The 25,226-nt window shown below is 42.1% G+C and carries 25 protein-coding genes, 6 tRNA genes and 1 other RNA gene; 17 read left to right on the top strand and 15 right to left on the bottom strand.

The genetic code is table 11. The annotated features are described in order from the left end of the window. Both sdhD and sdhC read right to left on the bottom strand, forming a co-directional pair. A complete protein-coding gene (gene sdhD / locus CDG62_RS06915) occupies window positions 1–366 on the bottom strand; it encodes a succinate dehydrogenase, hydrophobic membrane anchor protein (RefSeq protein WP_004695554.1) in 366 nt (121 codons plus the stop codon). Continuing rightward, complete coding sequence (sdhC, locus tag CDG62_RS06910; protein ID WP_087526339.1) at window positions 366–764, bottom strand: succinate dehydrogenase, cytochrome b556 subunit; 399 nt, start codon at window positions 762–764, stop codon at window positions 366–368. Before sdhC ends, sdhD begins: the two co-directional genes overlap by 1 nt. 1,027 nt (window positions 765–1,791) lie before the next feature. Here sdhC and gltA point away from each other — a divergent pair. Then, the gene (gene gltA / locus CDG62_RS06905) at window positions 1,792–3,066 is read left to right on the top strand and encodes a citrate synthase (protein ID WP_004695551.1); all 1,275 of its coding nucleotides are present in this window, start codon (window positions 1,792–1,794) and stop codon (window positions 3,064–3,066) included. 145 nt (window positions 3,067–3,211) lie between these two features. Here the strand turns inward: gltA and CDG62_RS06900 are convergent, their stop codons facing one another. The 4 genes from CDG62_RS06900 to CDG62_RS06885 all read right to left on the bottom strand — a co-directional run bounded on the left by CDG62_RS06900 (window position 3,212) and on the right by CDG62_RS06885 (window position 7,330). Then, entirely contained in the window at window positions 3,212–4,804 is a 1,593-nt protein-coding gene (locus CDG62_RS06900; protein ID WP_087526404.1) for a flavin-containing monooxygenase, read from the bottom strand. An 18-nt stretch (window positions 4,805–4,822) separates the two neighbouring features. Further along, a complete protein-coding gene (locus CDG62_RS06895) occupies window positions 4,823–5,668 on the bottom strand; it encodes an SDR family NAD(P)-dependent oxidoreductase (RefSeq protein ID WP_087526340.1) in 846 nt (281 codons plus the stop codon). A 15-nt stretch (window positions 5,669–5,683) separates the two neighbouring features. Beyond that, window positions 5,684–6,640, bottom strand: a complete 957-nt coding sequence (locus tag CDG62_RS06890; RefSeq protein WP_087526405.1) for a metal-dependent hydrolase — start codon at window positions 6,638–6,640, stop codon at window positions 5,684–5,686. A gap of 183 nt (window positions 6,641–6,823) precedes the next feature. Then, a complete protein-coding gene (locus CDG62_RS06885) occupies window positions 6,824–7,330 on the bottom strand; it encodes a type IV secretion protein Rhs (protein WP_087526341.1) in 507 nt (168 codons plus the stop codon). Between the two features lie 203 nt (window positions 7,331–7,533). On the opposite strand from CDG62_RS06885, the gene CDG62_RS06880 reads away from it, so the two are divergent. Next, entirely contained in the window at window positions 7,534–9,159 is a 1,626-nt protein-coding gene (locus CDG62_RS06880; protein WP_087526342.1) for an NAD+ synthase, read from the top strand. Between the two features lie 118 nt (window positions 9,160–9,277). Here the strand turns inward: CDG62_RS06880 and CDG62_RS06875 are convergent. Further along, window positions 9,278–9,354 (bottom strand) — tRNA-Met (locus CDG62_RS06875). Window positions 9,355–9,576: 222 nt separating this feature from the next. On the opposite strand from CDG62_RS06875, the gene CDG62_RS19600 reads away from it, so the two are divergent. Then, window positions 9,577–9,804, top strand: a complete 228-nt coding sequence (locus CDG62_RS19600) for a hypothetical protein (protein ID WP_228254428.1) — start codon at window positions 9,577–9,579, stop codon at window positions 9,802–9,804. Between the two features lie 280 nt (window positions 9,805–10,084). On the opposite strand, the gene CDG62_RS06865 is transcribed toward CDG62_RS19600, so the two are convergent. The 4 genes from CDG62_RS06865 to coaD form a co-directional block, all read right to left on the bottom strand. Next, window positions 10,085–10,161: transfer RNA gene (locus CDG62_RS06865), tRNA-Met, on the bottom strand. Between the two features lie 73 nt (window positions 10,162–10,234). Further along, an RNA gene (gene rnpB, locus CDG62_RS06860) (RNase P RNA component class A) lies at window positions 10,235–10,612 on the bottom strand. A 26-nt stretch (window positions 10,613–10,638) separates the two neighbouring features. Beyond that, entirely contained in the window at window positions 10,639–10,902 is a 264-nt protein-coding gene (locus CDG62_RS06855) for a YfhL family 4Fe-4S dicluster ferredoxin (RefSeq protein ID WP_004695536.1), read from the bottom strand. A 1-nt stretch (window position 10,903) separates the two neighbouring features. Then, the gene (gene coaD, locus CDG62_RS06850; RefSeq protein ID WP_087526343.1) at window positions 10,904–11,395 is read right to left on the bottom strand and encodes a pantetheine-phosphate adenylyltransferase; all 492 of its coding nucleotides are present in this window, start codon (window positions 11,393–11,395) and stop codon (window positions 10,904–10,906) included. Between the two features lie 141 nt (window positions 11,396–11,536). On the opposite strand from coaD, the gene smpB reads away from it, so the two are divergent. Further along, window positions 11,537–12,013, top strand: coding sequence for an SsrA-binding protein SmpB (gene smpB, locus CDG62_RS06845; RefSeq protein ID WP_004695532.1), 477 nt, complete (start codon window positions 11,537–11,539; stop codon window positions 12,011–12,013). Between the two features lie 43 nt (window positions 12,014–12,056). Here the strand turns inward: smpB and CDG62_RS06840 are convergent, their stop codons facing one another. The 3 genes from CDG62_RS06840 to rluD form a co-directional block, all read right to left on the bottom strand. Further along, window positions 12,057–12,623 (bottom strand): flavodoxin family protein, encoded by a 567-nt coding sequence (locus CDG62_RS06840; protein WP_058870093.1) that lies wholly within the window; start codon window positions 12,621–12,623, stop codon window positions 12,057–12,059. Between the two features lie 107 nt (window positions 12,624–12,730). Beyond that, window positions 12,731–13,471 carry a peptidoglycan editing factor PgeF gene (gene pgeF, locus CDG62_RS06835; RefSeq protein ID WP_087526344.1) on the bottom strand — a complete coding sequence of 247 codons (741 nt, stop codon included), beginning with the start codon at window positions 13,469–13,471 and terminating at the stop codon, window positions 12,731–12,733. Between the two features lie 30 nt (window positions 13,472–13,501). Then, window positions 13,502–14,554 (bottom strand): 23S rRNA pseudouridine(1911/1915/1917) synthase RluD, encoded by a 1,053-nt coding sequence (gene rluD, locus CDG62_RS06830; RefSeq protein WP_087526345.1) that lies wholly within the window; start codon window positions 14,552–14,554, stop codon window positions 13,502–13,504. A 71-nt stretch (window positions 14,555–14,625) separates the two neighbouring features. Between rluD and CDG62_RS06825 the strand changes: the two genes are divergently transcribed. Continuing rightward, window positions 14,626–15,609 carry an outer membrane protein assembly factor BamD gene (locus CDG62_RS06825; protein WP_087526346.1) on the top strand — a complete coding sequence of 328 codons (984 nt, stop codon included), beginning with the start codon at window positions 14,626–14,628 and terminating at the stop codon, window positions 15,607–15,609. A gap of 193 nt (window positions 15,610–15,802) precedes the next feature. Beyond that, a complete protein-coding gene (locus CDG62_RS06820) occupies window positions 15,803–17,698 on the top strand; it encodes a DNA primase (protein ID WP_087526347.1) in 1,896 nt (631 codons plus the stop codon). A gap of 25 nt (window positions 17,699–17,723) precedes the next feature. On the opposite strand, the gene hemA is transcribed toward CDG62_RS06820, so the two are convergent. Next, the gene (hemA, locus tag CDG62_RS06815; RefSeq protein ID WP_087526348.1) at window positions 17,724–19,007 is read right to left on the bottom strand and encodes a glutamyl-tRNA reductase; all 1,284 of its coding nucleotides are present in this window, start codon (window positions 19,005–19,007) and stop codon (window positions 17,724–17,726) included. 78 nt (window positions 19,008–19,085) lie between these two features. Here hemA and CDG62_RS06810 point away from each other — a divergent pair, with 78 nt between their 5' ends. The 11 genes from CDG62_RS06810 to panD all read left to right on the top strand — a co-directional run bounded on the left by CDG62_RS06810 (window position 19,086) and on the right by panD (window position 25,175). Further along, a complete protein-coding gene (locus CDG62_RS06810) occupies window positions 19,086–20,795 on the top strand; it encodes a tetratricopeptide repeat protein (RefSeq protein WP_087526406.1) in 1,710 nt (569 codons plus the stop codon). Between the two features lie 5 nt (window positions 20,796–20,800). After that, window positions 20,801–21,382: a lipoprotein insertase outer membrane protein LolB gene (lolB, locus tag CDG62_RS06805; RefSeq protein ID WP_087526349.1), complete on the top strand. Its 582-nt coding sequence runs from the start codon at window positions 20,801–20,803 to the stop codon at window positions 21,380–21,382. Between the two features lie 11 nt (window positions 21,383–21,393). Further along, window positions 21,394–22,224: a 4-(cytidine 5'-diphospho)-2-C-methyl-D-erythritol kinase gene (gene ispE, locus CDG62_RS06800; protein ID WP_087526350.1), complete on the top strand. Its 831-nt coding sequence runs from the start codon at window positions 21,394–21,396 to the stop codon at window positions 22,222–22,224. A 1-nt stretch (window position 22,225) separates the two neighbouring features. Next, window positions 22,226–22,300 (top strand) — tRNA-Gln (locus CDG62_RS06795). 28 nt (window positions 22,301–22,328) lie between these two features. Beyond that, window positions 22,329–22,403 (top strand) — tRNA-Gln (locus CDG62_RS06790). A 19-nt stretch (window positions 22,404–22,422) separates the two neighbouring features. Continuing rightward, window positions 22,423–22,497 (top strand) — tRNA-Gln (locus CDG62_RS06785). A gap of 90 nt (window positions 22,498–22,587) precedes the next feature. Beyond that, window positions 22,588–22,662, top strand: a tRNA-Gln gene (locus tag CDG62_RS06780). Window positions 22,663–22,698: 36 nt separating this feature from the next. Further along, on the top strand, window positions 22,699–23,652 hold the full coding sequence (locus CDG62_RS06775) for a ribose-phosphate pyrophosphokinase (protein ID WP_004695513.1): 954 nt from the start codon (window positions 22,699–22,701) through the stop codon (window positions 23,650–23,652). Between the two features lie 102 nt (window positions 23,653–23,754). Next, window positions 23,755–24,051: a 50S ribosomal protein L25 gene (gene rplY / locus CDG62_RS06770; RefSeq protein WP_058870099.1), complete on the top strand. Its 297-nt coding sequence runs from the start codon at window positions 23,755–23,757 to the stop codon at window positions 24,049–24,051. Between the two features lie 18 nt (window positions 24,052–24,069). Next, window positions 24,070–24,651, top strand: a complete 582-nt coding sequence (pth, locus tag CDG62_RS06765; RefSeq protein WP_004695508.1) for an aminoacyl-tRNA hydrolase — start codon at window positions 24,070–24,072, stop codon at window positions 24,649–24,651. A 143-nt stretch (window positions 24,652–24,794) separates the two neighbouring features. After that, complete coding sequence (gene panD / locus CDG62_RS06760) at window positions 24,795–25,175, top strand: aspartate 1-decarboxylase (RefSeq protein WP_004695506.1); 381 nt, start codon at window positions 24,795–24,797, stop codon at window positions 25,173–25,175. Window positions 25,176–25,226: the final 51 nt, after the last annotated feature.

Below are 25,226 nucleotides of genomic sequence, written 5' to 3'. Positions count from 1 at the left end.
TCAATTCGCCCAAAAAATCTGGATAGCCCAGATCGCATATGCAAATACAGCAATAATTACTGCTGAAGTCAGTACAAGGCGTAAACCTGAAGCTGAAGGACCCATTTGACGAGTAGTCACATAGTCAGTGAATACCTGCCACATACCAATCCATGCATGTGCAACAAGAGATAAGACTGCTAATAAAGATAAGATCTTCATTGGAGCTGTCATCATAAAGCCGTACCACTGTTCGTAGCTAAAACCGCCATTGCATAGGATCCAACCTAATACAACAACTGTATAAACTGCTAATACGACAGCGCTTACGCGTTGGATAAACCAATCACGAGAACCTGAACCCGTTAAACCAGTAGCACTTTTCATTAGATAACAATCCATACAAATGCCGCAACGATACCGATTGCAGACAAGATCAATGAAATAGTAGCTGCGACACGACCACTTTGCAGTTCTTCAGCAAAACCAAGATCCGCAAGTAAATGCTTAACACCCGCAATAAAGTGGAAAATTAAGCCGGCTACAAATACCCATACGACAAAACGCACAATGAAGCTATTAAAAATAGCCTGAACTTGAGCAAAACCTTCAGGCGAAGACAGTGATTTGTCTAAGATCCATAGAAGTACCGGTACGAGTAAAAATACGATGACACCTGATAGACGGTGTAAGATTGATGCAATAGCCACAGGGGATTTTAAGTTTACTTCTAAAACTTGACCCATGGACAAATTGACAGGTCTGTTGCTTTTCACAGCGGGCATCCTGTAAGTAAAAACTCCATCCGGAGTTTGTTGGAATTAATTCGAAGGAAAGCTGGCATTGTTCAGCAGCTACTTTAAAACTCTAAATTAAATAGCGTTTGAACTTAAAACGACACTGAATTATAAGACGTGAACTATCAAAATACAAACAATGCCCTTGGCCTTTTTGCATAAAAATTCTTTAAATAAGAATCATTAACACATAACTAAATACCTTGTGCGACAATACTTTAGCTTCAAATCTCGGCTATATTGTTGGTTTTTATAAAATAAACACCAAATTCAAGCGCTAAAATTTATACAAAAACGGTAAAATTCGACTTTAGACTAAAGATGCACAAAAAAGTCTTGTTTTAAAAACTGGCTAATTTCACTGCTTTATTTTAATCATTTTTTATTTATATATAAAATGTTCATTATTTTATTTTAATATAGTGGCATAAATATGCATGATGTTGGTGCAACAGATTAATCCCCTATAAGATTGAAATATCTCGTAATAAATTTTAATTAAAACAATTTTTTCACATCCGTATAAATAAAAAAAGTGACTTATATATCATTTTAGAAATACCAAATAAGCTATTTTTTATACAATTAAATCATTTTTTTTGAGTCACTTATTGTTTTTAACAATGACTACGTAAGCATCATTTTCTATTTAAAATGATGCGTAAGTTACGAGAATCATAATAAATGTAAATATATGACGACTTGAATTCTTTTTCTTTTCAAGCGCTTTTTTCAATATAAAACTGCTTACAATTGCTCCAGCAACATTTTTAATTTATGCACTTGCTCCTTGAATTAACTTATTATAGTGTGTCGGTGCTGTGATTTTATGCAAATTTTAATGGATTAAATCTTAACTATAACTTCGGAAGTCATCATTTTATCCATAAGTATAATTGACAAAATTTCAGCACTCTCTACTCTTAGAGCAAATTTTTAATCCGTCTGATTCGTGCATTAAAAGATGAGTATTTCGAGTCAGATAAATCATTCACCAGGACAGGAGATCTATTGAATGTCTGAAGCAACTGGCAAAAAAGCCGTTTTACAGCTTGATGGCAAAGAAATTGAATTACCAATTTACAGCGGCACATTGGGCCCAGATGTAATCGACGTTAAGGATGTATTGGCCGCAGGTCACTTCACTTTTGATCCTGGTTTTATGGCTACTGCTGCATGCGAGTCTAAAATCACTTTCATCGACGGTAACAAAGGTGTGCTTTTACACCGTGGCTACCCAATCGACCAGCTAGCAACTAAAGCTGACTACTTAGAAACTTGCTACTTGCTTCTCAATGGCGAGCTTCCAACAGCTGAACAAAAAGAAGTATTTGATGCTAAAGTTCGTAACCATACCATGGTTCACGATCAAGTTAGCCGCTTCTTCAATGGTTTCCGTCGCGACGCTCACCCTATGGCAATCATGGTTGGTGTAGTTGGTGCGCTTTCTGCGTTCTATCACAACAACTTAGACATCGAAAATGTTGATCACCGTGAAATTACAGCGATCCGCTTAATTGCTAAAGTCCCTACTTTGGCTGCGTGGAGCTACAAGTACACTGTAGGTCAACCATTCGTTTACCCACGTAACGACTTAAGCTACGCTGAAAACTTCTTGTACATGATGTTTGCTACTCCAGCAGACCGTGATTACAAAGTAGATCCTATCCTTGCTAAAGCAATGGACCGTATCTTCACTCTTCACGCTGACCATGAACAAAATGCTTCTACGTCTACAGTACGTTTAGCGGGTTCTACTGGCGCGAATCCATACGCATGTATCGCTGCAGGTATCTCTGCACTTTGGGGCCCTGCTCACGGCGGCGCGAACGAAGCTGTTCTTAAGATGCTTGATGAAATCGGCACTGTAGAGAACGTTGCTGACTTCATGGAAAAAGTGAAAACTAAAGAAGTTAAACTCATGGGCTTCGGTCACCGTGTGTACAAAAACTTCGATCCACGTGCGAAAGTAATGAAAGAAACTTGCGACGAAGTTCTTGGTGCGCTTGGCATCAACGATCCACAGCTTGCGCTTGCTATGGAACTTGAACGTATCGCGCTTTCTGATGAGTACTTCATCAAACGTAACTTATACCCGAACGTAGACTTCTACTCAGGTATCATCCTTAAAGCGATTGGTATCCCGACAGAAATGTTTACAGTGATCTTCGCTCTTGCACGTACTGTTGGTTGGATCAGCCACTGGTTAGAAATGCACAGCGGTCCGTACAAGATCGGTCGTCCTCGTCAGCTTTACACTGGCGAAGTTCAACGCGACATCAACCGTTAATTCGGTCTGCGTTGATAGACAAAAAACCACCCTCATGGGTGGTTTTTTATATGGTGTAATTTAAAATCAACAATGTATCAATAACATCATTTGAATATTCACAGTCTGTGCAAATTCAGGCGTTTTTACTGTTAATGAAGCTTCTCTAAGCTTTAACAATATCGTAGTTTTTTAGCTCAAGTGCAGATAAATGTTGCTTTAACTCGGCCAAGGACCACGGCCAAGCCGCGAAGTTACGCCCATTTTGGTCTAAATAATAGCTTGAGCAGCCACCTCGGTTAAATACGGTGGTTTTCAAATGAGTTTGCACCTTGGCATTGTGATAACGTAGAACATCTCGTTTCACCATCATACGTTTAAAGCCTTGCTGCTTCATTTTTAGTAGACCATCTACAATGTACTGAATCTGCGCTTCGGCAATCCCAATAAAAGAGTCATACACCAAGATATTTGGCCCCAGTACCAAAAAAGCATTCGGCACATTTTCCAAACTTGTCCCCAAGTACGCCTCTGGAGAACTGCCCTTCCAAAGGTCGGCCAATCGCTCACCTTGGGCATTCCATACGCGTTGTCCAATTGGAGGGTGTGCCACTTCAAAACCGGTTCCCCAGATAATGACATCGACTTCAAATCGCTCACCATTTGCAGCAATAACACCCTGTCCATCAATCTCGACCAAACCTTGTGGCAACAGCGTGACATTGTCTTGTTGCAGTGCTGGATAATAATTATTGGCAAATAAAAGCCGCTTACAGCCAATCGAAAAGTTAGGCGTTACAGCTTTACGTAAGTCGTCATCCTGTATTTGCAATTTCAATAATTGACGGCTTAAAAAATTGACTGGCTCAAGCAGTGATGGATGACGTAGCCCAAAGTTGATCCCATTTAAAATACTGGAAACACTCTTCCTCCAGCCTTGCTGAATCATCGGGAATTTAGCCACCAACGATTTCACGCTTGCATTCAGTTGCATATCGGCTTTGGGTAAGACCCACGGCGCAGTACGCTGAAATACGATCAGCTCTTTCGCCAACGGCTGAATTTGCGGAATAAACTGAATGGCCGATGCGCCTGTTCCAATCACTGCAACCCGCTTTCCTGTTAAGTCATAGTCATGTTTCCAACGGGCTGAATGGAACATTTCTCCTTTAAACCCCGCTATCCCTTTAATGTTAGGTAAGGATGGTTCTGTAATCGGCCCTGTACTAAAGATTACGGTTCGTGCTTGATATGCCCCCTGAGAGGTTTCGAGTTGCCAAATGCCCGCCTCTTCATCCCACTTTGCACTGAGCAACTCATGCTGAAAACGGATTTTGTCTTGTAGCTCAAACTGCTCAACCACCTGCTCCAAGTAACTTAAAATTTCAGGTTGTTTCGCAAATAAGTGGCTCCATTGATGACTAGGTGCAAAGGAAAATGAATACAACGCCGAAGGTACATCACAACCACAGCCGGGGTAATTATTATCGCGCCAAGTACCACCAACGCTCTCCGCCTTTTCTAAAACCAGATAATCCTGATAGCCGACTTGTTTCATTTTATAAGCCGCAGCAATCCCCGAAATCCCAGCACCTACAACAATGGTATCGTACGTATGTACGGTTTTAGGGTTAAGTACAGCCTTTTTACGAGCCTGCTTAGGTTGAGCTTCCACACTTTTTGACGTTGTCGTTTGATCTTGCATTTGATCAGATGACACTTGCACATCTGCTTGCTCTATCTCTAATTGCATTTCTATATTCATTTTTCTCTATTCTTATTTTGTGATTTGATTAAACAGTGGATAACCGAGACCTAAAAGCTTGACGTATAAGCTTGGCGATGCACGTTTCACCCACCAGAACAGTTTGGCATCAGGTTGTGGAATGGTATAAAGCTTGCCTGCATCTAAACGATTCAGTGTTTTCTTGACTACAGCATCACTGGTGGTAAACGCATGGTTCATCAATAAATCATCCGCCAGACCCGCATAATGCTGAGGTAAACGCCCATTCTTCATAATATTGGTGGGAACCAAAGTTGGACAAAGCACATTGACCCGAATATTGGCACTACGTAGCTCTGCCGACAATGTTTCAGACAATGACAGTACACTTGACTTAGTAACGTTATAAGCCGTCATTTCTGGAGCAGCTGTAAATCCCGCAGCCGATGCCACATTGATAATGGCACCAAAACCTTGCTGTTTAAATTTGGGTACAAAATAGTGGCAACCATGAATTACTCCCCACAGGTTGACTTGCATACACCACTGCCAATCCTCCAACGATATCTCATCAAACCTACCACCTAGCCCAACTCCTGCATTATTGATGAGCAAGGTGACAGGATGTCCCAAAAGCTGTTCTGCTTGCTTCGCCAAAGCGTGTACAGAATCTTTTAATCCAACATCACAATGCACCACATAGGCTGACGAAGAGGTTATTGACTGAATCAAATCTACCGTCTCCTGTGCCGAGCTTAAATCAATATCTGCACAGATGACATCACCACCGCGCTTTGCCAGTTCCAATGCAAAGCTACGGCCAATTCCACTGCCTGCACCCGTTACAACAGCGTATGCCTTTTCACTTGGTTTATTTTTTTTACTCAACAGTCCCATGTCATAATCTCCTTTTTATGATTTCAGTACTGGAGTAAATTCTTTGGTGAAATAGGGGGTTAACACTCCTGTTTCTGGATGTAGTAAACGCTCTTTGTAATAATCTAAAAATGCAGAAGTGTCATAATCATTCGGATGAAAGCTCGGACGTAAATAGTCAAAAATATGCATCCAACTACTGCCATAAACACCTCTTTTCAGCCCAAACAAGAGACTGAAACTCCGCGGTACATCTTTCCAATAACTGAGACTCACCAAATTAGACGGTTTGCGATAAAACGGGACAAAAACTGACGCCACTGAAATCAGCAGCAAAATAGTGATGAGGGCTGGAAAAAAACCAGCAATACGTAAGGCATAGTTATTAGAAAGTGATTGAAACACATCATATGCAATGTCTTTGTGCTCAGATTCCTCTAACATGTGCCACATCCAAATCGCCCGTTGTTTTTCATCTTGAGAATCGAAGAAAATCTCTTCATGATTCATCATGTATTCAGACAACACTGCTGTAAAATGCTCAATGCCCGCCATCAAAGACAACTTCATCGGTTGTGGCAAACGGTTAAAACCGTAATCAAAAACGATTTCAGCTAAATAGCGGAAAATGCCAACGGGTAAATCTACCTGTTTAAAAGTATCGTTCAATTCTTCATGTAGCTTTGAATGCAGTGCCTCCTGACCAATCAAAGACGTCACGCGTTGTTTTAATATGGGGTCTGTGAGGAAATCCCGGTGATAGCGAGCGGTATCAATCACCAAGTCTTCACCATAGGTCAAAAAGATCGAGAGTGATGCAAAGTAAGCACTCGCCAACTCCGCATTTAGGTAAAATTTAGGGTCAATTTTCTCTGCTTCAAACTCAAACTTCATATGCCGAATCGGAATAATCGCAGACTGTTTTTCAGCATCAAATGCTGGCCCTGCAAAAATTTGACTGGCTTTACCTTTCAATGGAAGAGCGATGCGCATAGGACATTCCTTCTTATTTTTAGCTCGTTTTTCAGGCTCAATCTCACGATTTTCACCTGTGCTTTGCATTCAAAATAAGAGTCCGCCCCCCCTATGCCACTGGCATTTTTCTTCAAATAATTTGCAATTTATGACTTTAAAATCTGTTGTCTAACAATCACTCCGCAGATTTATCTATCGGGGTCAGAATGAGGCTTTGTGTGCCACAAAGGGAATGCACTGCTCATAAGCCGAGCACTCTTCGCCATAGTGTTTTTTGAGAAAATAGTCTTGCACCATTTGCGCCTGTTGTTCGATGCCATAGCTTAAAAACTGCTTCCCTTGTTTTAATGCATAACGGTACTGACGGTTAAAAAGCGCCTTACGGACTACAGCGAACCCCTGCTGAATTTGCCAAACATGTGTCAGCTCATGTATCAACCAGGCTTGTTGATGAATTGGTTGATCGGCAAAGTTTTCGCACCAGTCTTTGATATTAAAATACACATATCCATTCGGGCTAATCGCATAATGTGGCAGCACTGCCCGATGCGCGATAATTCGAACCGAATCCATGTTCAGACTGTTCCCAAAAATACTCTTGGCGAGCTTTTTTTCAGCTTCAGTCAAAGGACGGTTTTTAAGTTCAAACTTTTGCTGTATTTTTTGTAAAAGCGGTTGAAACCACACAATCACACTCCATAAATCCATTAGAATAATTTGTTCTTTTTAAGGACATTTACGGATTTTTTTTAGAATATCCCTTAAAAAAAATCGCATTTCGTATATAGTATTCGCACTTATTATTGATTAATACTTCTATTTGTTTATCGTCACTTACACCACGTAGAACTTATAGCTATAACAAACTCAATCGTCGTGTATATCCCTATAGGTATAGGATTTAGTTGGAAATGAAAAGTTTTAAAATTGCACTTGCACAGTTCTCTCCGCATATTGGCAACCTTGAAGCAAATGCCCAAAAAATGTTGGAACAGGCGAATGAAGCAAAAAAACAAAATGCTGATTTAATTATTTTTCCAGAACTTTCGAGCATTGGTTACCCAGCAGAAGATTTACTTCTACGTCCAAGCCTAACCAAACGCACGCAACAAGTTTTTGAACAACTTAAAACAGTAAAAGACATAGTGATGGTCTTTGGTTTTGTCAATCAAACTGAAGATGGTCAACGCTATAACGCCGCTGCGGTCATGAAAGATGGACAAGTTTTGGGTGTGTATAACAAACAAAACTTGCCAAACTATAGCGTGTTTGATGAAAAGCGTTACTTCACCGAAGGGCATCAACACCTTGTTTTTGAATACCTAGGTCATAAGTTTGGTGTGTTGATCTGTGAAGATGTTTGGTCACTTTCGACAGTACAACAACTGGCACAGCTCAATGTAGAAACAGCTTTAGTCTTAAATGCTTCACCATATGAAGTCGGTAAGCCACAGCACCGCGTTGAAACCATGTCTGCACTGGCGAAACAAATGAACCTCAACTTGGTTTATGCCAACCAAGTCGGCGGTCAAGATGACCTGATCTTTGATGGTACAAGCTTTGTGATTGCCAAAGATGGTTCGATTGTACTTCAAGCAGAAAGCTTTAAGGAGTCTCTGTATTTCGCTGAATACGAAGCAGAACAACAAGCCTTTAAGGCCAATGCCTTGCCTCCTGCTTTAGACACTATGGCAGAGATTTATCAAAGCTTAGTGATGGCGACACGCGACTATGTACAACGCTCAGGTTTCCCTGGGGTGATTCTTGGTTTATCAGGTGGGATCGACTCAGCTCTAACCCTTGCTATTGCAGCTGATGCGATTGGTGCCGACAAAGTCCAAGCCGTAATGATGCCATATACCTATACCGCTCAAATCAGTGTAGAAGATGCTGCTGAACAAGCAAAAAGTATGGGGGTGACTTTCGGGATTGCTGAAATCAACCCAATTGTGAACAGCTTTATGCAAACGCTTTATCCGTTCTTTGGCAACAGCCCTGCGGATGCAACTGAAGAAAACTTACAGGCACGTGCCCGCGGTACATTGCTGATGGGTTTATCAAACAAATTTGGTAATTTAGTCCTATCTACAGGCAACAAATCAGAATTGGCTGTGGGCTACTGCACGCTCTATGGTGACATGGTGGGTGGTTTTGCCGTACTGAAAGATGTATATAAAACCATTGTGTTTGAACTTGCAAAATACCGTAATAGCATTTCAGAAAAACCTGTGATTCCTGAGCGTGTGATTACTCGTCCACCTTCAGCAGAGTTACGTCCAGATCAAAAAGACCAAGACTCTTTACCACCATATGATGTGCTGGATGCCATTTTGTATGCCTATATCGAAGAAGATATGAGCCAAGAAGACATCATTGCCAAAGGCTTTGATGCTGAAGTGGTTGCAAAAGTGATTCGTTTGGTTGATTTCAATGAATACAAACGTCGCCAAGGTGCAATTGGTCCGCGTATCAGCTCACGCGCATTTAGCCGTGAACGTCGCTACCCGATTATGAATGGCTGGAAAGCTGGCGTGTAAGCACACTCTCCAATAGAAAAGCCCAAACATCTATTTGGGCTTTTTTATATCGATCATATTCAAATCTATTTTTTAAACACAAAAAAAGAGACCAAGCTGAGAGCTTGGTCTTTTAAAATGGTGGCTATGACGAGACTTGAACTTGTGACCCCCGCATTATGAGTGCGGTGCTCTAACCAACTGAGCTACATAGCCGTAAACTGTGTGCGCATTATGCAAAGTTCAAAGACAAGCGTCAACCCTTTTTTCACACAAATGGTTATTCCATAAACAAATACACTTTAAACTATCAATTTTTCAGCAAGCTACTCTTTTTAAACTTATTTTTATGCTGCAAGCTATATTTAGGTTAGGCATATTTACGAGAAAGATAATGAAAAAGGAGCCTGTTTTCTCTTCGTCCTGAGTACTATTACATTGAGCAGTTGTCAGCTAATTTCCCCAATAATCACCGACTATAATGTTGTTCGGCGTGATGTAACGACCTATACCAACTCCAACCTATTATTCAGCCTAAAAGATCGAGAGATATTGGTCAACTATGCTAAAGGACAACAAAAAATCCTGACCGCAGATCGTTTAAGCCCAACAGCACAACAAAATCTAGCTTTAGAAAGAGCCGAAGGGCGCTACTGCGCAAGTTAGCACATTTCTTTAAAAAACTTGATTTAGTCGAACATCAAGCGAATTGGCAACATATTCAAAACCTACAACTACAGACCCATTTAACGCTTGAAAATATTAAATGCGAGGGGGCGTTTAAAAAATAGTAAATTTCCGCAGTCACAGTTTTGCTTTAAATATCGAAATAACAGTACAGCAAACCACAAAGCCGCTTCAGAAATAACCCGTCAATAAACACCGTTTTATAGCCTTTATTTCCCACAAAAAAAAAAGATCATGCTGAGAGCATGATCTATAAAAATGGTGGCTATGACGAGACTTGAACTTGTGACCCCCGCATTATGAGTGCGGTGCTCTAACCAACTGAGCTACATAGCCGTAAACTGTGCGCGCATTATGTGGTGTTCTCACCAGTACGTCAAGTACCTTGCGCGCTTAATTGATCAAAATTTGTTGAAGTGAGCCGATAAGCCGGGTTCTGTCGAGAACGATCATTCCTCTAGGCGTACAATCACTCATACGCTCAAGCGACCTACCCGGATCCAGCATGGGCCATGCCTAAAGGATCCCTATTTGGTCTTGCTTCCGGTGGGGTTTACCATGCCATGAACTGTTACCAGCCATGCGGTGCGCTCTTACCGCACCCTTTCACCCTTACCTTCGATTTCGATTGCTCAAAACCATAATGAAGGCGGTCTACTCTCTGCTGCACTTTCCGTCGGCTCACGCCGCCCAGGCGTTACCTGGCACCTTGCCCTATGAAGCCCGGACTTTCCTCCCCTGCTTCAATCACGGAGATCTCCACAGCAGCGATCGTCTGGCTCACTTCGAGGCGCATAGTATCAAATCTTAGACTTAATTGCTTGCGCTTTTTTGAGCAATCAGCTTTTTATATTTATCCATGAGCTCATCTTCAGTTTCCGCATGATTGGGATCTAGCGGAATACAATCCACTGGACAGAACAATTGACACTGGGGTTTATCATAATGTCCGATACACTCTGTGCATAAGTCTGGATTGATTTCATAAATCAGCTCCCCCATGAAAATGGCTTCATTGGGGCACACAGGTTCGCAGACATCACAATTGATGCATTCATCGGTTATATATAAAGACACACTACCAACCTTGTTGATGTTTACGTTCAAAAGCAGCAACCACAGCTTGCGGTACAAACTTGGTCACATCACCTTTTAAACGTGCTATTTCACGAATCAACGTCGATGAAATAAATGAATACTGCTCTGACGGCGTTAAAAACACCGCCTCAAAGTGTGAATCAAGTTGACGGTTCATATTGGCTAACTGGAACTCGTATTCAAAGTCAGACACTGCACGCAATCCTCGCAGCACAGCCGTTGCCTTTTGTTCACAGAAGAAATTTACCAGTAAACCATCAAAACCTACAAACTCAACATTATCAAGATGACTTAATGATGCTTTGGCCAAGCTCACACGCTCTTCTAAACTGAAGAGCGGATTTTTATGATGACCAATGGCAATGGCTACCACCACCTCATCAAACATACGTGATGCACGTGTGACCAAATCAATATGACCATTGGTAATTGGATCAAAAGTCCCCGGGTAAATGACGCGAGTTTTAGACATCCATTTTTACTCTGTTGATTTTGTAGAGCCATATTTTAGCAAAAACTTGTTTTATAGGTGAAGAAACTCCATAAATTTGAAAAAACTTCACCTTAACCCTGCTTTAAGGCACAATAGGTACATTGTTGGAAGTAATTGATTATGGCGAAAGCAACTGTAGTTAAAAAAAATACCAGTGGGACGATTGCACAGAATAAACGTGCACGTCACGACTATTTTATTGAAGAAAAATTTGAAGCTGGCCTGTCACTGCAAGGCTGGGAAGTAAAATCGTTACGTGCAGGTCGTATGACGCTGTCTGAGAGTTATATCACCTTTAAAAATGGTGAAGCTTTCCTGTTCGGTGCTCAAATTCAGCCTTTACTCAGTGCATCTACGCACATTGTTCCTGAAGCGACCCGTACTCGTAAGTTACTGTTGAACCGTCGTGAACTGGATAAGTTACTCGGCGCAGTGAATCAAAAAGGTTATTCGTGCGTTCCGCTTGTTGCTTATTGGAAAGGGCCACGTGCGAAATTAGAAATTGCTTTAGTGAAAGGCAAACAGCTACATGACAAACGTGCCACGGAAAAAGACCGTGACTGGCAACGCGATAAAGCCCGTATTATGCATAAGTAAGAAAAAAACCTCCCATGTGGAGGTTTTTTTCTTTTTGAAACTGTTAATAATCCGCTTTTAGCTCGACCAAATATTTTCCAAACTTTCGAGCAGTTTCCAAGTCGCCTTCGGGTGGGGTTATTTCAACACTGGCATTGTCTGACTGAGTCATCAAACCTAAAAAGCTCGACATCCGATTAATATCATGTTGGCTACGTCCCGTCGGCATAAACGGTAGACCTGCCCACAACATACCATGCTGCATAGCAAATAAATTAATCTGTTGTAATACCGCCAGTTTATCGCCACTTAAGCCACCACCATTGGTAAAGCCTGCAGCTAATTTTCCTTGCCAAGCCCGTGCTAACCAACGCTTAGAGGAGTCTTCCATAAACTGTTTTAGTGCCGCTGTGAGACTCCCCATATAGGTTGGGCAACCCATTACAATAATATCGGCCTGATCTAACAAGTCCCACTGTACTGCAGCAACAGAAATCAAATGCACGTCAGCACCCGCCTGCTCTGCACCTTGTGCAATATACTGAGCGACTTTCGCCGTATGACCATAGGCGCTATGATAAACCACACACACATGAACAGGTGCAACAGAAACAAGATCAGGTACAGACATGGAAATTTTTAAGAGCAAAGAATTGAGTTAAGTTTAACACTTCCACTCGCAGTGTGGGGAGTAAGTGCAAGGATTAAAACAGCCAAGCACTTGATCACACGCCAAAACTATTTCATAAACACAAAAGTCGCCATACGCCCAGTTTTGGCATGACGTCGATAAGAATAGTATTCATCCGACTGGCTAAAGGAACACTGATCACCGCCAGAGACTACTTCAACACCGCGCTGTTTTAGAATGAATTTTGCGATTGCATATAAGTCAGCATAATACTTTCCAGCTTGCTCACCTGTTTGAAATGCAGATTCAAGCGCAGCATATTTTGAGCAAAAAGCATCTTTAACTTCAGCGCCAATTTCAAAACATGATTGGCTAATAGCTGCACCCAACCAAGCCCATGTCGGCTGAGTGTTCATACTGGCAATGGTATTTTCAATGATGCCATGCGCTAGCCCACGCCATCCTGCATGTAAGTTCCCAACCTCGGTACCGTCAGCATTGCCTAAAACTACAGGTAAACAATCTGCAGTCATCATCATCAGGGCATGGTTTGCTCGCTGTGTCACCAAACCATCCCCTTCTTGAGCATCAAAGTCAATTTGCTCATTCACTACACGGCATATAGTGCTGTGAGTTTGCGTCATCCATGTGATTTTATCGACCCCATAGCCTGCAAACTCTTCAAGCAAAATCATACGATGCTGTTGCACCCGTGCGGCATCATCCTGTACATGCAAAGCCAAATTAAAGCCTTGCAGTTCAGTTTGAGTGGTCTCTAAAGCACGATCATGATGCACACGGGTTTGTCCCACAAAAACACCTGCCGGAAGTCCTTGAACAAATTGCATATACTGTCCTTATGATGATTCAGCTATAAATCAGTAAGCTTTATTTTCCGTACGTAGTACATCGACCAAGGTCGCCAAGTCTGCTGGCCACGGCGCTTTAAACAACATTTCTTCACCTGTACGAGGATGTTTCAAACCGAGCTCTGCTGCATGTAACGCTTGGCGTCTGAAACCACGTAAAGTCTCATCTAAAAGCTCCGATGCACCTGCAGGCACACGTACACGTGGCATATAAACAGGATCACCAACTAAACCAAAACCAATATAACTAAAATGCACACGAATTTGATGCGTACGTCCAGTTTCAAGACGCGCTTGGATACGGGTGAAATGTTGGAAGCGCTCTTTCACATTGTAATGTGTTACAGCATCTTTACCACCTGGCAGTACCGCCATTTTGACACGATCCACAGGGTGACGTTTAATCGGTTCATCCACCGTACCACCCGCAATCACATTACCATATACAATTAAGTCATATACGCGATAGACCGACTTTTTAGCCAACTGCTTGCTCAGTGAAAATTGTGCTTCTAAGTTTTTTGCAACGACCAACAAACCAGATGTATCTTTATCAATACGATGTACCAAACCCGCGCGGGTCAGTTCGGCCGATTTTGGATAGTGATGTAACAATGCATTGACCAAGGTCCCTGATGAATTTCCAGCACCTGGATGCACCACCATACCAACGGGTTTATTGACGACGATAATGTCGTCATCTTCATAGACGATATCCAATGGAATATCTTCAGGTAGACTACGCGTTTGCGCTTCTAACTCAACTTCAAGGGTTAACAGTTCGAATCCTTCACATTTATATTTCGGCTTGACACTGTTACCATTTACCAACAAATGGCCTTCTTTTAGCCACTGTTTGAGTTTTTCACGCGAAAACTCACTCCAAATCGTTGCTGCGACTTGGTCTATACGCTGACCGAGATAAGTTTCATCCAATTGAAATTGCAACGATAAACGTGTTGCAGTCGCGCTTGAAGTATGGTTATCTGCATCCTCAGAATCTTCAAGTAAATTGAAATCGGTTTCAGGGAAATTTGGATCGGAAGATTGTGCTTGAGCCATTTGATCATTCAAATAAAAGTGATTTAATAGCGCAATTGTAGCTCATTGCCCGTATTAACAGAGGAATTTTTATGTCGCTACCACATTATAAAATGACAATGCTTGCTCTAACGATTGGCATTGCATCTGCAATGGTAGGCTGTAGCAGCAATCCCAAGAAAGAAGTGGTAGATACCGGTCCACAATCGAGTGAACAGGTTTATATTCAAAAAGCAGAAAAAGCACTGAAAAGTGGTCAATATACCGACGCTGCAAAACACTTAGAAGCATTAGATACCTATTATCCTACAGGTGAATATGCACAACAAGCTCAGCTAGAGCTACTCTATGTGAAGTTTCAGCAGAAAGATTATGAAGGTGCGATTGCACTGGCGGATCGTTTCATTCGTTTGAACCCTCAACATCCAAACGTGGACTATGCTTACTATGTACGTGGCGTAGCCAATATGGAACAAAACTATGATGGTTTGATTCGTTATACGTCTTTAAAGCAAGCACATCGTGATGTCAGCTATCTTAAAGTGGCGTATCAAAACTTCGTAGACTTTATCCGTCGTTACCCTTCGAGCACTTATGCGGTCGATGCCGCACAGCGCATGCAGTTTATCAGCAATGAGTTGGCTGAAAGCGAAATGAATGCCGCACGTTTTAATATCAAACGTAAAGCATGGGTTGCAGCATTAGAGCGTGGTCAATGGGTGATTGAACATTATCCACAAAGCCCGCAAGTACCTGAAGCTTTAGCAACGGTCGCTTATTCATATGACCAATTAGGCGACAAGCAAACTGCGCAACAATATACCGATGTCTTAAAACTCAATTATCCAAATTTAGTGAAATCGAATGGCGAAGTGAACTTACGTGCAGCTCGTAAAGAAGCAAGTTGGGTCAACCGTGCAACTTTAGGTGTGTTTGGTCGTGAAGAACAAAACAGTTCTGAAGAAAAAGTCGAGCAACCCCAACAAACAACAGAGCGTAGCTTTACCAATCGTGTCAGTTTTGGTTTACTCGATCGTCCTGAAACACAGCAAAATATCAGTACTGGAACTGAATAACTCCTCTGAAAAATTCGCTATTTTAGAAAGGGCAAGTTATCATACTTGCCCTTTTGTTTTGTGCGATTTTCGCTTGATCAAAACGCTTAAAAGGTATACAAAACAATCTGGATTCGATGGTTTTTGCATTTTAAAAACCTCCATCTTTGCTTATTTTCACGGTTTTCAAAACATCAGCGACTGACGATTCGACATGGCTATTCCTCAACACACCATTGACCAAATTTTAGATCGGACCGACATTGTCGACCTGATTGGTCAACGGGTAAAACTTAAAAAGTCAGGTCGTACCTATTCAGGCTGTTGTCCATTCCATCAGGAAAAATCACCATCTTTTCACGTGTATCGTGACAAACAGTATTTCCACTGTTTTGGTTGTCAGGCCAATGGTAATGCCATACGTTTTTTAATGGACATCGACAGCCGTAGTTTTATAGATGTGATGAAGGATTTATCGAGTCAAACAGGCATCGAACTGCCGAAAGACAACCGAGACTCGAAAAAACTGGTGTATAAGCGTGAAGCTAAACCTGTACCCAAACCACAGGTCGATGTCGCAGAAACCAAGAAAACTGAGCCAGCTCCAGCGCAACCTGAGTTTCAGATTGAGCATGACCCTTTTGCTGAATTTCAGTCCATGGACTACCAAGAGAGTTTCGCTGATTTTGATACTTTCGAGGGCTTCAATACCGCCCCCGTTCAGGAAGGTAACTTATACGACTTGTTAGAAAATATTGCGCAATACTATGAGCAACAACTCCCACATAGTCGTACAGCACAGCAGTATTTTAAACAACGTGGACTCAGTCGAGATACTATTGCATATTGGCGCTTAGGCTATGCACCTGAGGACTGGCAACACTTAGAAAAGGCCTTTCCACAAGATATCGAAGGCTTAAAGCTACTCGGACTAATTCGTACCAGTGACAATGGTCGTGACTTTGACTTGTTACGGGACCGTGTCATATTTCCGATACGTGATGCTAAAGGTCGTGTCGTGGGCTTCGGTGGTCGTGCTCTAAATGACGAAATTAAGCCCAAATACATCAACTCACCAGACTCTGAGGTATTTCATAAAAACCAGTTACTTTATGGTTTATATGAAGGTCGTAAACAAAAAGCCCAAGACTGGCTGATGGTCGAAGGCTATATGGATGTGATTGCGCTACAGCAGTATGGCATTGCAGGTGCCGTGGCGACTTTAGGGACTGCCAGTAACACCGAACACTTAAATATCCTGTTTAAACAAAACAACCGTATTACCATTGCCTTCGATGGTGACATAGCTGGACAAAAAGCAGCGCGCCGTACTTTAGAAATCGCGTTACCGTTACTCAATGATGGTCGTGAACTGAAGTTTTTTGTTTTACCGAATGATCATGACCCTGACTCACTGATTCGTCGCGAAGGCATTGAAAACTTTAATAAACTGCTTCAACAAGCTCCTCTGCTGTCAGACTTTGTTTTTGCCCATCTGACGCAGAACCATGACATCAGTAGCCCTGAAGGTAAAAGTCAGGTCATGAGTGAGTTACGCCAACTAACGGATTTATTGCCCAAAACAGGCTCTTTCCGCTATTTGCTGAATCAATCCTTTAAAGAAAAACTCGGTTTTGGTCGTCGCTGGACACCTCAAGTCAGCAACGATGCCTCGTTGTCTTTTAATATTCGCACCAAAGATGAAGACTTCGCCCTCGCCGTTCTGATCCATCATCCGTTTTTGTATATTCACTTTGAAACCTTGCGCGCCTATCTACCAGAAGATCAACTTTTGGCACATGTGCTACAAGTCTTAGATACTATTTTTGATGATCTGCCTGATGATCAAGAACTGGCAACCTATTATGTTTTGGGTGCGTGTAGCCGTTATGCCAATGCAATTGCCGATATTATGCAGCGCACCAATATTGAAGTGCTGACCAAAACACCTGAAATGGCGGATAAGCTGGCCAGTGAATATGCTCTCTCGCTTGAAGAAAAATATTTACGCCAAAAACTAAAAGCACCTTTAAGCCTAGTTGAATCACGTAATCTACGTCAAAAGTTAAATGAATTGACCAAAAAAATAGGCTTAAGGCTGATTACTTAAACCTATTACATTTTCGTATTTGGATTTACTTTTTAGTTTTACGACGTTTAGCAAAAGTCTCATTTAAACATGTTTGCATTTGTTCAAAATGACTCGGATCTTCAGATTTGGCTGCTTCACGCAGCATAATCGAGGTCGGATGTAGCAACTTCTGCGTCAAACGATGTGCAAACTCTTGCATCACCCGTTCCACCTTTTCTCCTTTCGCAATTCGTGCCAGCGCTAGATCTAATTCTTCTTGTCTTAACTGTTCACCTTGCTGACGGTAAGCATGGATGGTTTCACCCGCCAGATTGACCTTCTGCTGAGTCACCAACTCCGTTGCTAGTTGGTTGACCATCACCTCTGCTTCAACCGCCGCCTGACGACGCTGAGCAAGGTTTTCATCAATTACCGACTGCAAGTCATCTACGCCATATAAATAGACGCCATCCAAGCTTTCAACTTTCGGGTCGATATCACGAGGAACAGCCAAATCGACCATTAACATTTGTTGATAACGACGTTTTTTTAATGCAGCTTTTACATCTGGATAATGAATCACCTGATGTAAACTTCCCGTACAACTAGAAATGACATCTGCACGCGCTAAGTTATTGGCCAACTGATCAAATTCAATGATTTCAACATCTACACGATGGGCTATTTCTTGGGCCAAAGTTTCAGCCCTTTCACGGGTACGGTTACAAATGAGGATTTTTGCGACTCCCATTTCAGCCAAATGCTTCGCCACTAAGCTATTCATTTCGCCCGCCGCCACAACCATGACTGTCAACTTCTCAGGCTTACTAAACACCTGTAATGCAAGCTGAGCCACTGCGTAGCCCATCGATACGGCATGACTACCCACAGCCGTTTCTGAGCGAACGCGTTTCGCCGCATAGAAGGCATATTCAAAAATTCGGTTTAAATGAGGGGAAACAGTATGAGCAGTCTTCGCCAAAGATAGTGCAGATTTGACCTGTCCTAAAATTTGCGGTTCACCGAGCATGAGTGAATCTAAGCCGCTTGCAACACGCATCAAGTGAGTCACAGCCTGCGCATTTTCATAACGGTATACATGATTCAACAATTGTTTAACATCTATGCCATTTGCTTGGGCGAGCCAGTTCAATACCATATCTGAGTCTTCAGACATGGCATACACTTCTGTTCTGTTACACGTAGAGACCACCACCATTTCATTTAAGTCTTGGTTTTGGCCTTGTTGCTCAAGCAGTTGCGTTAACTTTTCAGGGTTAAATGCAATTTGCTCGCGCAATTCTACGGAGGCGGTTTGATGGTTGACACCCAATGCAAAGAAAGACATATCAGATCATCATTTCGCTAAATTTATGCTATTGTGCAATAACGGTGTCATAAAAAGCATTACTTGGATCAAGAAAAATTGCGTCAAACACATTGCCGACTGAGCGGCGCGAGAATTAAGCAATATTCTACCACATTCTTACTCGTCGGTAGCATGGCATCTAGTGCTCATCTTAGAGCAGCTGGAGATTTTTCGCTATCTAATTATGATGCAATTCAACAAAGTATGATTGCCGAATTTGCACTGGCTTACCAAGATAGTGCGACTGCCCTACACAACTATACTGTGCTGGCGATTAAAAGTAATTCCACCACCATTAAACAGCGCGCTTTAAATATTGCCCTTGAACAAAATGATTTGCATGCCGCACTCGACATTGCAACACATTGGGTGGTGCAAGAGCCCACCGATGTTCCAGCATTATTTTATTTATCGCATATTGCACTTAAAGCACATGAATATGAACTTGCGGCTGAAACGCTCGATAAAATTCTCAATATTGATGCCAATGCAGATTTAGAGCAAATCCTTGCGGGGATTGCCCCAGAAGAACCTGAAGATCAAGAAATTCTCATTCAAGCACTACGTTCAAGTAAGGAGCGGAACAACCCCTCTATTTTGGCATTGATTGCAGGATTAGAGGCGCAAAATGGACAGCTTGAGCAAGCCCTGACCACCATCAATAAAGCCCTAAAAAAGCGTGGGAAAGTCACAGGCTACATCCTGATGAAAGCCAACTTACTCAGCGCACTCGGTCAAGAAGAAGAAACCCGTAATTGGTATGCAAAGTCGAGTCGTAAACACCGTGACAATGTTGATATCCGTTTAGCCGAAGCCAAATATCTGATTAAAATTAATGCGTCAAATGAAGCCTTAACCAAGCTCGAGAGCTTGATTAAAAAATGGCCTGACCAAGAAGAAGCCTTGTTTATTGCGGGGTTAACCAGTATTGACTTAAAGAAGTACGAAAAAGCAGAAAAATATCTGGTTGAACTACGTAATTCGGCCGAATATCAAAATGAAGCCTATTACTATCTTGCGGTGAATGCTGAACGAAAACAACATTTTGAAACAGCAAAAGCCTACTATCGTCTGGTCGATGGTAGCTTGTATACTGTATCGCGTCGTAGCCTCATCAGTATCTATACTCAGCAAAACAAACCCAATGATGCTTTACGCTTCCTAACCCAAGAACGCGTGAACTACCCACAACATGCAAGTTTTTTGTATCAGGCACAAGCCGATATTTTAAAGCGCATGAATAACAAAGCCGCAGCCATGCGACTGTTAGATGAGGCGATTAAAAACTTACCAGATGACCCTGAACTGATCTATTCTGAAGTGCTAATGTTGGATCCACATACGGATAAAGACAAACTAGAAAAGTTGCTAAATCAACTGTTAAGCATCGAGCCCAATAGCCCAACCTACCTCAATGCTTATGCATACACTTTAGCCTTGCAAAACAGACGCTTAGATGATGCACGTCGATTTGTTGAACATGCTCTAGAATATGCCCCTGAACAGGCTTCCATCTTAGATACCTTAGGTTTTATTTGTTACTTACAAAATGACTTTAGCACTTCTGCCGAAGTCTTAGAAAAAGCCTATCTCATCAGTGGTAGTGTCAATATTGGGATACGTTATGCACGATCAGTTTATATGCTCGGTGATCTGCAAAAGTTCTCCACTGTGTTACAACAACTCAAACAAAAACACCCAAATGATCCTCAATTGGATCAACTTAATACTTTATTGTTACCCCAACAACTGAAAAAGAGCTCATAGTTTTTATGCGTATTTTCTCAAATCTGAGCTTATGCTTACTTGCTGCAAGTAGCTTGGCACTAACAGGCTGTCAACAATTTACTAAACCGCAGCTTGATCCAAACACCATACAAACCGAATCTGATCAACAGTTTAGCTTACAGGGTAAAATTGGGGTACGCACACCTGAACAAACAGGTAGTGCTTTTTTCACATGGGTACAACAGCAGCAAGACTTTGATATTGAACTCAGTGGAATTTTAGGTGTGGGTAAGACACAAATTACTGGTCGCCCAGGTGAAGTGAGCCTAAATAGTGCTAAAACTGGCCTCATCCAAGCTGAAACCCCTGAAGAACTTTTAAAAACAGCAACTGGTTGGCAAGCACCCATCACCCATTTAGTCAATTGGGTTCAGGCCAAACCAGCAACAGTTCAAGCACAAATCCAACGTGACAGTGCCAAACGAGCAGTACGGATCATTGAAGATGGTTGGAGCGTTGAGCTGAGCTATAACGAACAAGCCGATATGCCAAATCGGTTGATTTTAAAACAAGCACTTGAAAATGGTGCAGAAAACCGTATTACAATGGTCATTCAAAACCGCTAGTTTATCTCGTTATGATCCGTGTCCCAGCCCCATCAAAACTAAATTTGTTTTTACACATTACGGGTCGTCGTGAAAACGGCTACCATGAACTGCAAAGTATTTTCCAGTTGATCGATCTGTGTGATTGGTTGGAATTTGAGCCTCGTACAGATCAAGAGATTCATATTGAAGGCTTAAACAGTGTCGATTTGAGTCAAAATTTGATTTATAAAGCAACGCAGATACTTAAACCATATGCGCAAACAACTACGGGTTTATCTATTCGTCTTGAAAAAAACATTCCGATGGGTGCAGGCTTAGGTGGAGGCTCATCGGATGCCGCGACAACATTAATCGTGATCAATCAACTATGGCAATGCGGACTCAATACTGAGCAATTAGCAGACTTGGGTGTTCAGCTAGGTGCAGACGTTCCCATCTTTGTCCATGGCCGCAATGCATGGGCTGAAGGTATAGGTGAGCACTTAACATTCATAGACTTAGATCAAAAACAATACATTGTGTTAAAACCTGACTGTTTTATCAGCACTCAATTGCTTTTTTCACAAAAAACATTGACAAGAAACACGAAGAGCTCTAAATTTTGCGCCTATCAGTTAAAGCCATCTGATTTTGGAAATAATTTTGAGCCTCTGGCAAGAAGCTTATATCCAGAAGTAGATGAAGCAATGCAATATCTCGACCAGTTCGGTGTTGCAAAACTTACAGGTACAGGTGCTTGTGTTTTTACTGAAGTAACGAGTGATATGAACATTGATGATGTTCTTGCAAATGCGCCATGTAAAGCTTACTTGGTCAACAGCTTGAATGAATCACCAATAAGACATTTCCAAGTTACCTGATAGGGGTATCGCCAAGTGGTAAGGCACCGGTTTTTGATATCGGCATCCGTTGGTTCGAATCCAGCTACCCCTGCCATTTTATTTCACCTGTAGATGACTGTACTAGGGGTATCGCCAAGTGGTAAGGCACCGGTTTTTGATATCGGCATCCGTTGGTTCGAATCCAGCTACCCCTGCCATTTTACAGTAATCAAATTTAGGGGTATCGCCAAGTGGTAAGGCACCGGTTTTTGATATCGGCATCCGTTGGTTCGAATCCAGCTACCCCTGCCATTTTCCAAAAAAGACAGAACAACACTTTGCTGTTCTACTGTTAATTTACCTTGACAGAAAGACGCAAAAATATTAAAGTTCTGCCGCATTAGGGGTATCGCCAAGTGGTAAGGCACCGGTTTTTGATATCGGCATCCGTTGGTTCGAATCCAGCTACCCCTGCCATCTAATTCCTAAATTGCCAACCGCCAAGGGTGCTTCATGCCCAATCTTGTCGTTTTTAGTGGATCTGCACATCCACAATTCGCCCAAAAAGTCGTAAGCCACTTGCACATCCCTTTAGGTGCTGCATCTATTGGTCAATTTTCTGACGGTGAAATTGCTGTCGAAATTACTGAAAATGTTCGTGGTAAAGACGTATTTATCGTACAACCTACTTGCGCCCCAACGAATGATAACCTGATGGAAATCCTCGTTATGGCTGATGCTTTGCGTCGTGCAAGTGCTGGTCGTATTACCGCAGTGATTCCTTATTTCGGTTACGCACGTCAAGACCGTCGTCCTCGTTCATCACGTGTTCCAATTACTGCAAAAGTTGTCGCAGATATGTTGACAACTGTAGGAATTGACCGTGTAGTAATGATCGACCTTCACGCTGACCAAATCCAAGGTTTCTTCGATATCCCTGTAGACAACATCTACGGTACACCAGCGCTTTTAGCTGACCTTCGTCAACAATCACATGATAACCTCATGGTGGTTTCTCCTGACGTTGGTGGTGTCGTTCGTGCCCGTGCTGTTGCTAAACAAATGGGCGATATTGACCTTGCTATCATCGACAAACGTCGTCAAAAGGCCAACGAATCACAAGTCATGCACTTGATTGGTGATGTTAAAGGCCGTGACTGTGTCATCGTAGATGATATGGTGGATACTGCAGGTACACTATGTAAAGCTGCTGATGCATTGAAAACATTTGGTGCGCGCAAAGTAGTTGCTTATGCAACTCACCCTGTTTTATCAGGTAAAGCTATCGAAAACTTGAAAAACTCTGTGATTGATGAATTGGTTGTTACGGACACCATTCCTCTTTCTGAAGAAGCTCAAGCTCTTGGTAAGATTCGCCAAGTTTCAGTTGCGAGTATGGTTGCTGAAACAATTCGTCGTATTAACAACGAAGAATCTATTAGCGCAATGTTTGATTCTTATCTATAATATAGCGCTGAATTTTAAAAAGCCCTGCCCAGTGCAGGGCTTTGTCTCACTAGGTCGGTCGCAGATCTAGTTTATTTAAAACTTAAATTAAGGATGTCTATCATGGCAAACTTCGTATTAAACGCTCAAGCGCGTGAAGCAGCTAACCAAGGGAAAGGTGCGAGCCGCCGCCTTCGTCATGCTGCTCAAGTTCCAGCTATCATCTACGGTGGTGCTGCTGAACCTGTAGCTGTTACTTTAGAACTTCGTGAGCTTGTTAAAGCTTTAGAAAGCAATGCTTTCTTCGAAGAAGTTGTTGAAATCAAAGTTGGCGACAAAGTTGAAAGCGTTAAAATCAAAGCGTTACAACGTCACCCAGCTAAAAACACGCCTATGCACGCTGACTTCGTTCGCGCATAAGTGTTATTGGTGTAATTAGTGTCAAATATTTCACTGATTGTTGGTTTGGGCAACCCAGGTTCTGAGTATGCCCAAACCCGCCATAATGCAGGCTTTTGGTTTGTTGAACGCCTTGCAGAACAATATGGCATTACGCTAAAAAAAGACCCAAAATTCAATGGAATGAGTGGGCGTGGTAATATCGAAGGTCAAGACGTCCGTCTGTTATTACCCACAACATTTATGAACCTTGTTGGTAAAAGTGTTGTTCCCTTCGCAAAATTCTACAATATTGCTCCAGAAGCAATACTGATTGCTCACGATGAACTGGATATGAACCCTGGTGTTATTCGCCTAAAAACAGGTGGTGGTCATGGTGGTCATAATGGTTTACGTGACATAGTCCCTCATATCGGTCCAAACTTCCATCGCTTACGCATTGGTATTGGTCACCCCGGTTCAAAAGAACGTGTTTCAGGACATGTCTTAAGCAAAGCACCAAGCAATGAACAAAATTTAATGGATGACGCAATCCATCACGCATTGGCTCGCACTAAAATGCTGGTGAATGGTGAGATTCAGCCTGCCATGAATCAAATCAATGCTTACAAACCAAACTGATAAGTCAAAAAAATGTTGAACCATCCTGCTTGCCATACTGTCATTTTAAAGGCAAAATGCGCTTGCCTGATTGCTTATCCAGCAAGTTCAGTTTGATTTAACCATAAGATAACGATCTTAGGTCCACTCAGGAGACGCTAGCCATGCTATCTCGTTTATTAAAAGCAAAAATCCACCGTTGTGTTGTTACTCAAGCTGAACTTCATTATGAAGGTTCATGTGCAATCGATGGTCTTTTATTAGATTTAGCCGGTATCCGCGAATATGAAGAAATTCACATGTGGAACGTGACGAATGGTAAGCGTTTCAGCACCTATGCAATTCGTGGCGAAGAAGGTTCTGGCATCATTTCAGTCAATGGTGGTGCAGCACATCAAGCCGATGTAGGCGATTTAATGATTATTGCTACATTTGGTGATTTTACAGAAGCTGAAGCAAATGCACATAAACCACGCTTGGTTTATGCAAATCCAGATAACACTGTAAGTCACATGGCAAACTGTATTCCAGTACAAGTGGCTTAAACCCAATTGATTTAAAAAAATCCGCTGCGTGCGGATTTTTTTATCAGCAAA

The sequence above is a fragment of the Acinetobacter sp. WCHA55 genome (assembly GCF_002165305.2).
GTDB lineage: Bacteria > Pseudomonadota > Gammaproteobacteria > Pseudomonadales > Moraxellaceae > Acinetobacter.
Note: the sequence above shows the minus strand (reverse complement) of the source record. Positions and strands in the feature narration are given on the sequence as shown.

What these genes read in the sequence shown, in the direction of transcription:
- sdhD (WP_004695554.1), bottom strand. Translation starts at nt 366, where the DNA reads ATGAAAAGTGCTACTGGTTTAACGGGTTCAGGTTCTCGTGATTGGTTT.
- sdhC (WP_087526339.1), bottom strand. Translation starts at nt 764, where the DNA reads ATGCCCGCTGTGAAAAGCAACAGACCTGTCAATTTGTCCATGGGTCAA.
- gltA (WP_004695551.1), top strand. Translation starts at nt 1,792, where the DNA reads ATGTCTGAAGCAACTGGCAAAAAAGCCGTTTTACAGCTTGATGGCAAA.
- CDG62_RS06895 (WP_087526340.1), bottom strand. Translation starts at nt 5,668, where the DNA reads ATGGGACTGTTGAGTAAAAAAAATAAACCAAGTGAAAAGGCATACGCT.
- CDG62_RS06890 (WP_087526405.1), bottom strand. Translation starts at nt 6,640, where the DNA reads ATGCGCATCGCTCTTCCATTGAAAGGTAAAGCCAGTCAAATTTTTGCA.
- CDG62_RS06885 (WP_087526341.1), bottom strand. Translation starts at nt 7,330, where the DNA reads ATGGATTTATGGAGTGTGATTGTGTGGTTTCAACCGCTTTTACAAAAA.
- CDG62_RS06880 (WP_087526342.1), top strand. Translation starts at nt 7,534, where the DNA reads ATGAAAAGTTTTAAAATTGCACTTGCACAGTTCTCTCCGCATATTGGC.
- coaD (WP_087526343.1), bottom strand. Translation starts at nt 11,395, where the DNA reads ATGTCTAAAACTCGCGTCATTTACCCGGGGACTTTTGATCCAATTACC.
- smpB (WP_004695532.1), top strand. Translation starts at nt 11,537, where the DNA reads ATGGCGAAAGCAACTGTAGTTAAAAAAAATACCAGTGGGACGATTGCA.
- CDG62_RS06840 (WP_058870093.1), bottom strand. Translation starts at nt 12,623, where the DNA reads ATGTCTGTACCTGATCTTGTTTCTGTTGCACCTGTTCATGTGTGTGTG.
- pgeF (WP_087526344.1), bottom strand. Translation starts at nt 13,471, where the DNA reads ATGCAATTTGTTCAAGGACTTCCGGCAGGTGTTTTTGTGGGACAAACC.
- rluD (WP_087526345.1), bottom strand. Translation starts at nt 14,554, where the DNA reads ATGGCTCAAGCACAATCTTCCGATCCAAATTTCCCTGAAACCGATTTC.
- CDG62_RS06825 (WP_087526346.1), top strand. Translation starts at nt 14,626, where the DNA reads ATGTCGCTACCACATTATAAAATGACAATGCTTGCTCTAACGATTGGC.
- CDG62_RS06820 (WP_087526347.1), top strand. Translation starts at nt 15,803, where the DNA reads ATGGCTATTCCTCAACACACCATTGACCAAATTTTAGATCGGACCGAC.
- hemA (WP_087526348.1), bottom strand. Translation starts at nt 19,007, where the DNA reads ATGTCTTTCTTTGCATTGGGTGTCAACCATCAAACCGCCTCCGTAGAA.
- lolB (WP_087526349.1), top strand. Translation starts at nt 20,801, where the DNA reads ATGCGTATTTTCTCAAATCTGAGCTTATGCTTACTTGCTGCAAGTAGC.
- ispE (WP_087526350.1), top strand. Translation starts at nt 21,394, where the DNA reads ATGATCCGTGTCCCAGCCCCATCAAAACTAAATTTGTTTTTACACATT.
- CDG62_RS06775 (WP_004695513.1), top strand. Translation starts at nt 22,699, where the DNA reads ATGCCCAATCTTGTCGTTTTTAGTGGATCTGCACATCCACAATTCGCC.
- rplY (WP_058870099.1), top strand. Translation starts at nt 23,755, where the DNA reads ATGGCAAACTTCGTATTAAACGCTCAAGCGCGTGAAGCAGCTAACCAA.
- panD (WP_004695506.1), top strand. Translation starts at nt 24,795, where the DNA reads ATGCTATCTCGTTTATTAAAAGCAAAAATCCACCGTTGTGTTGTTACT.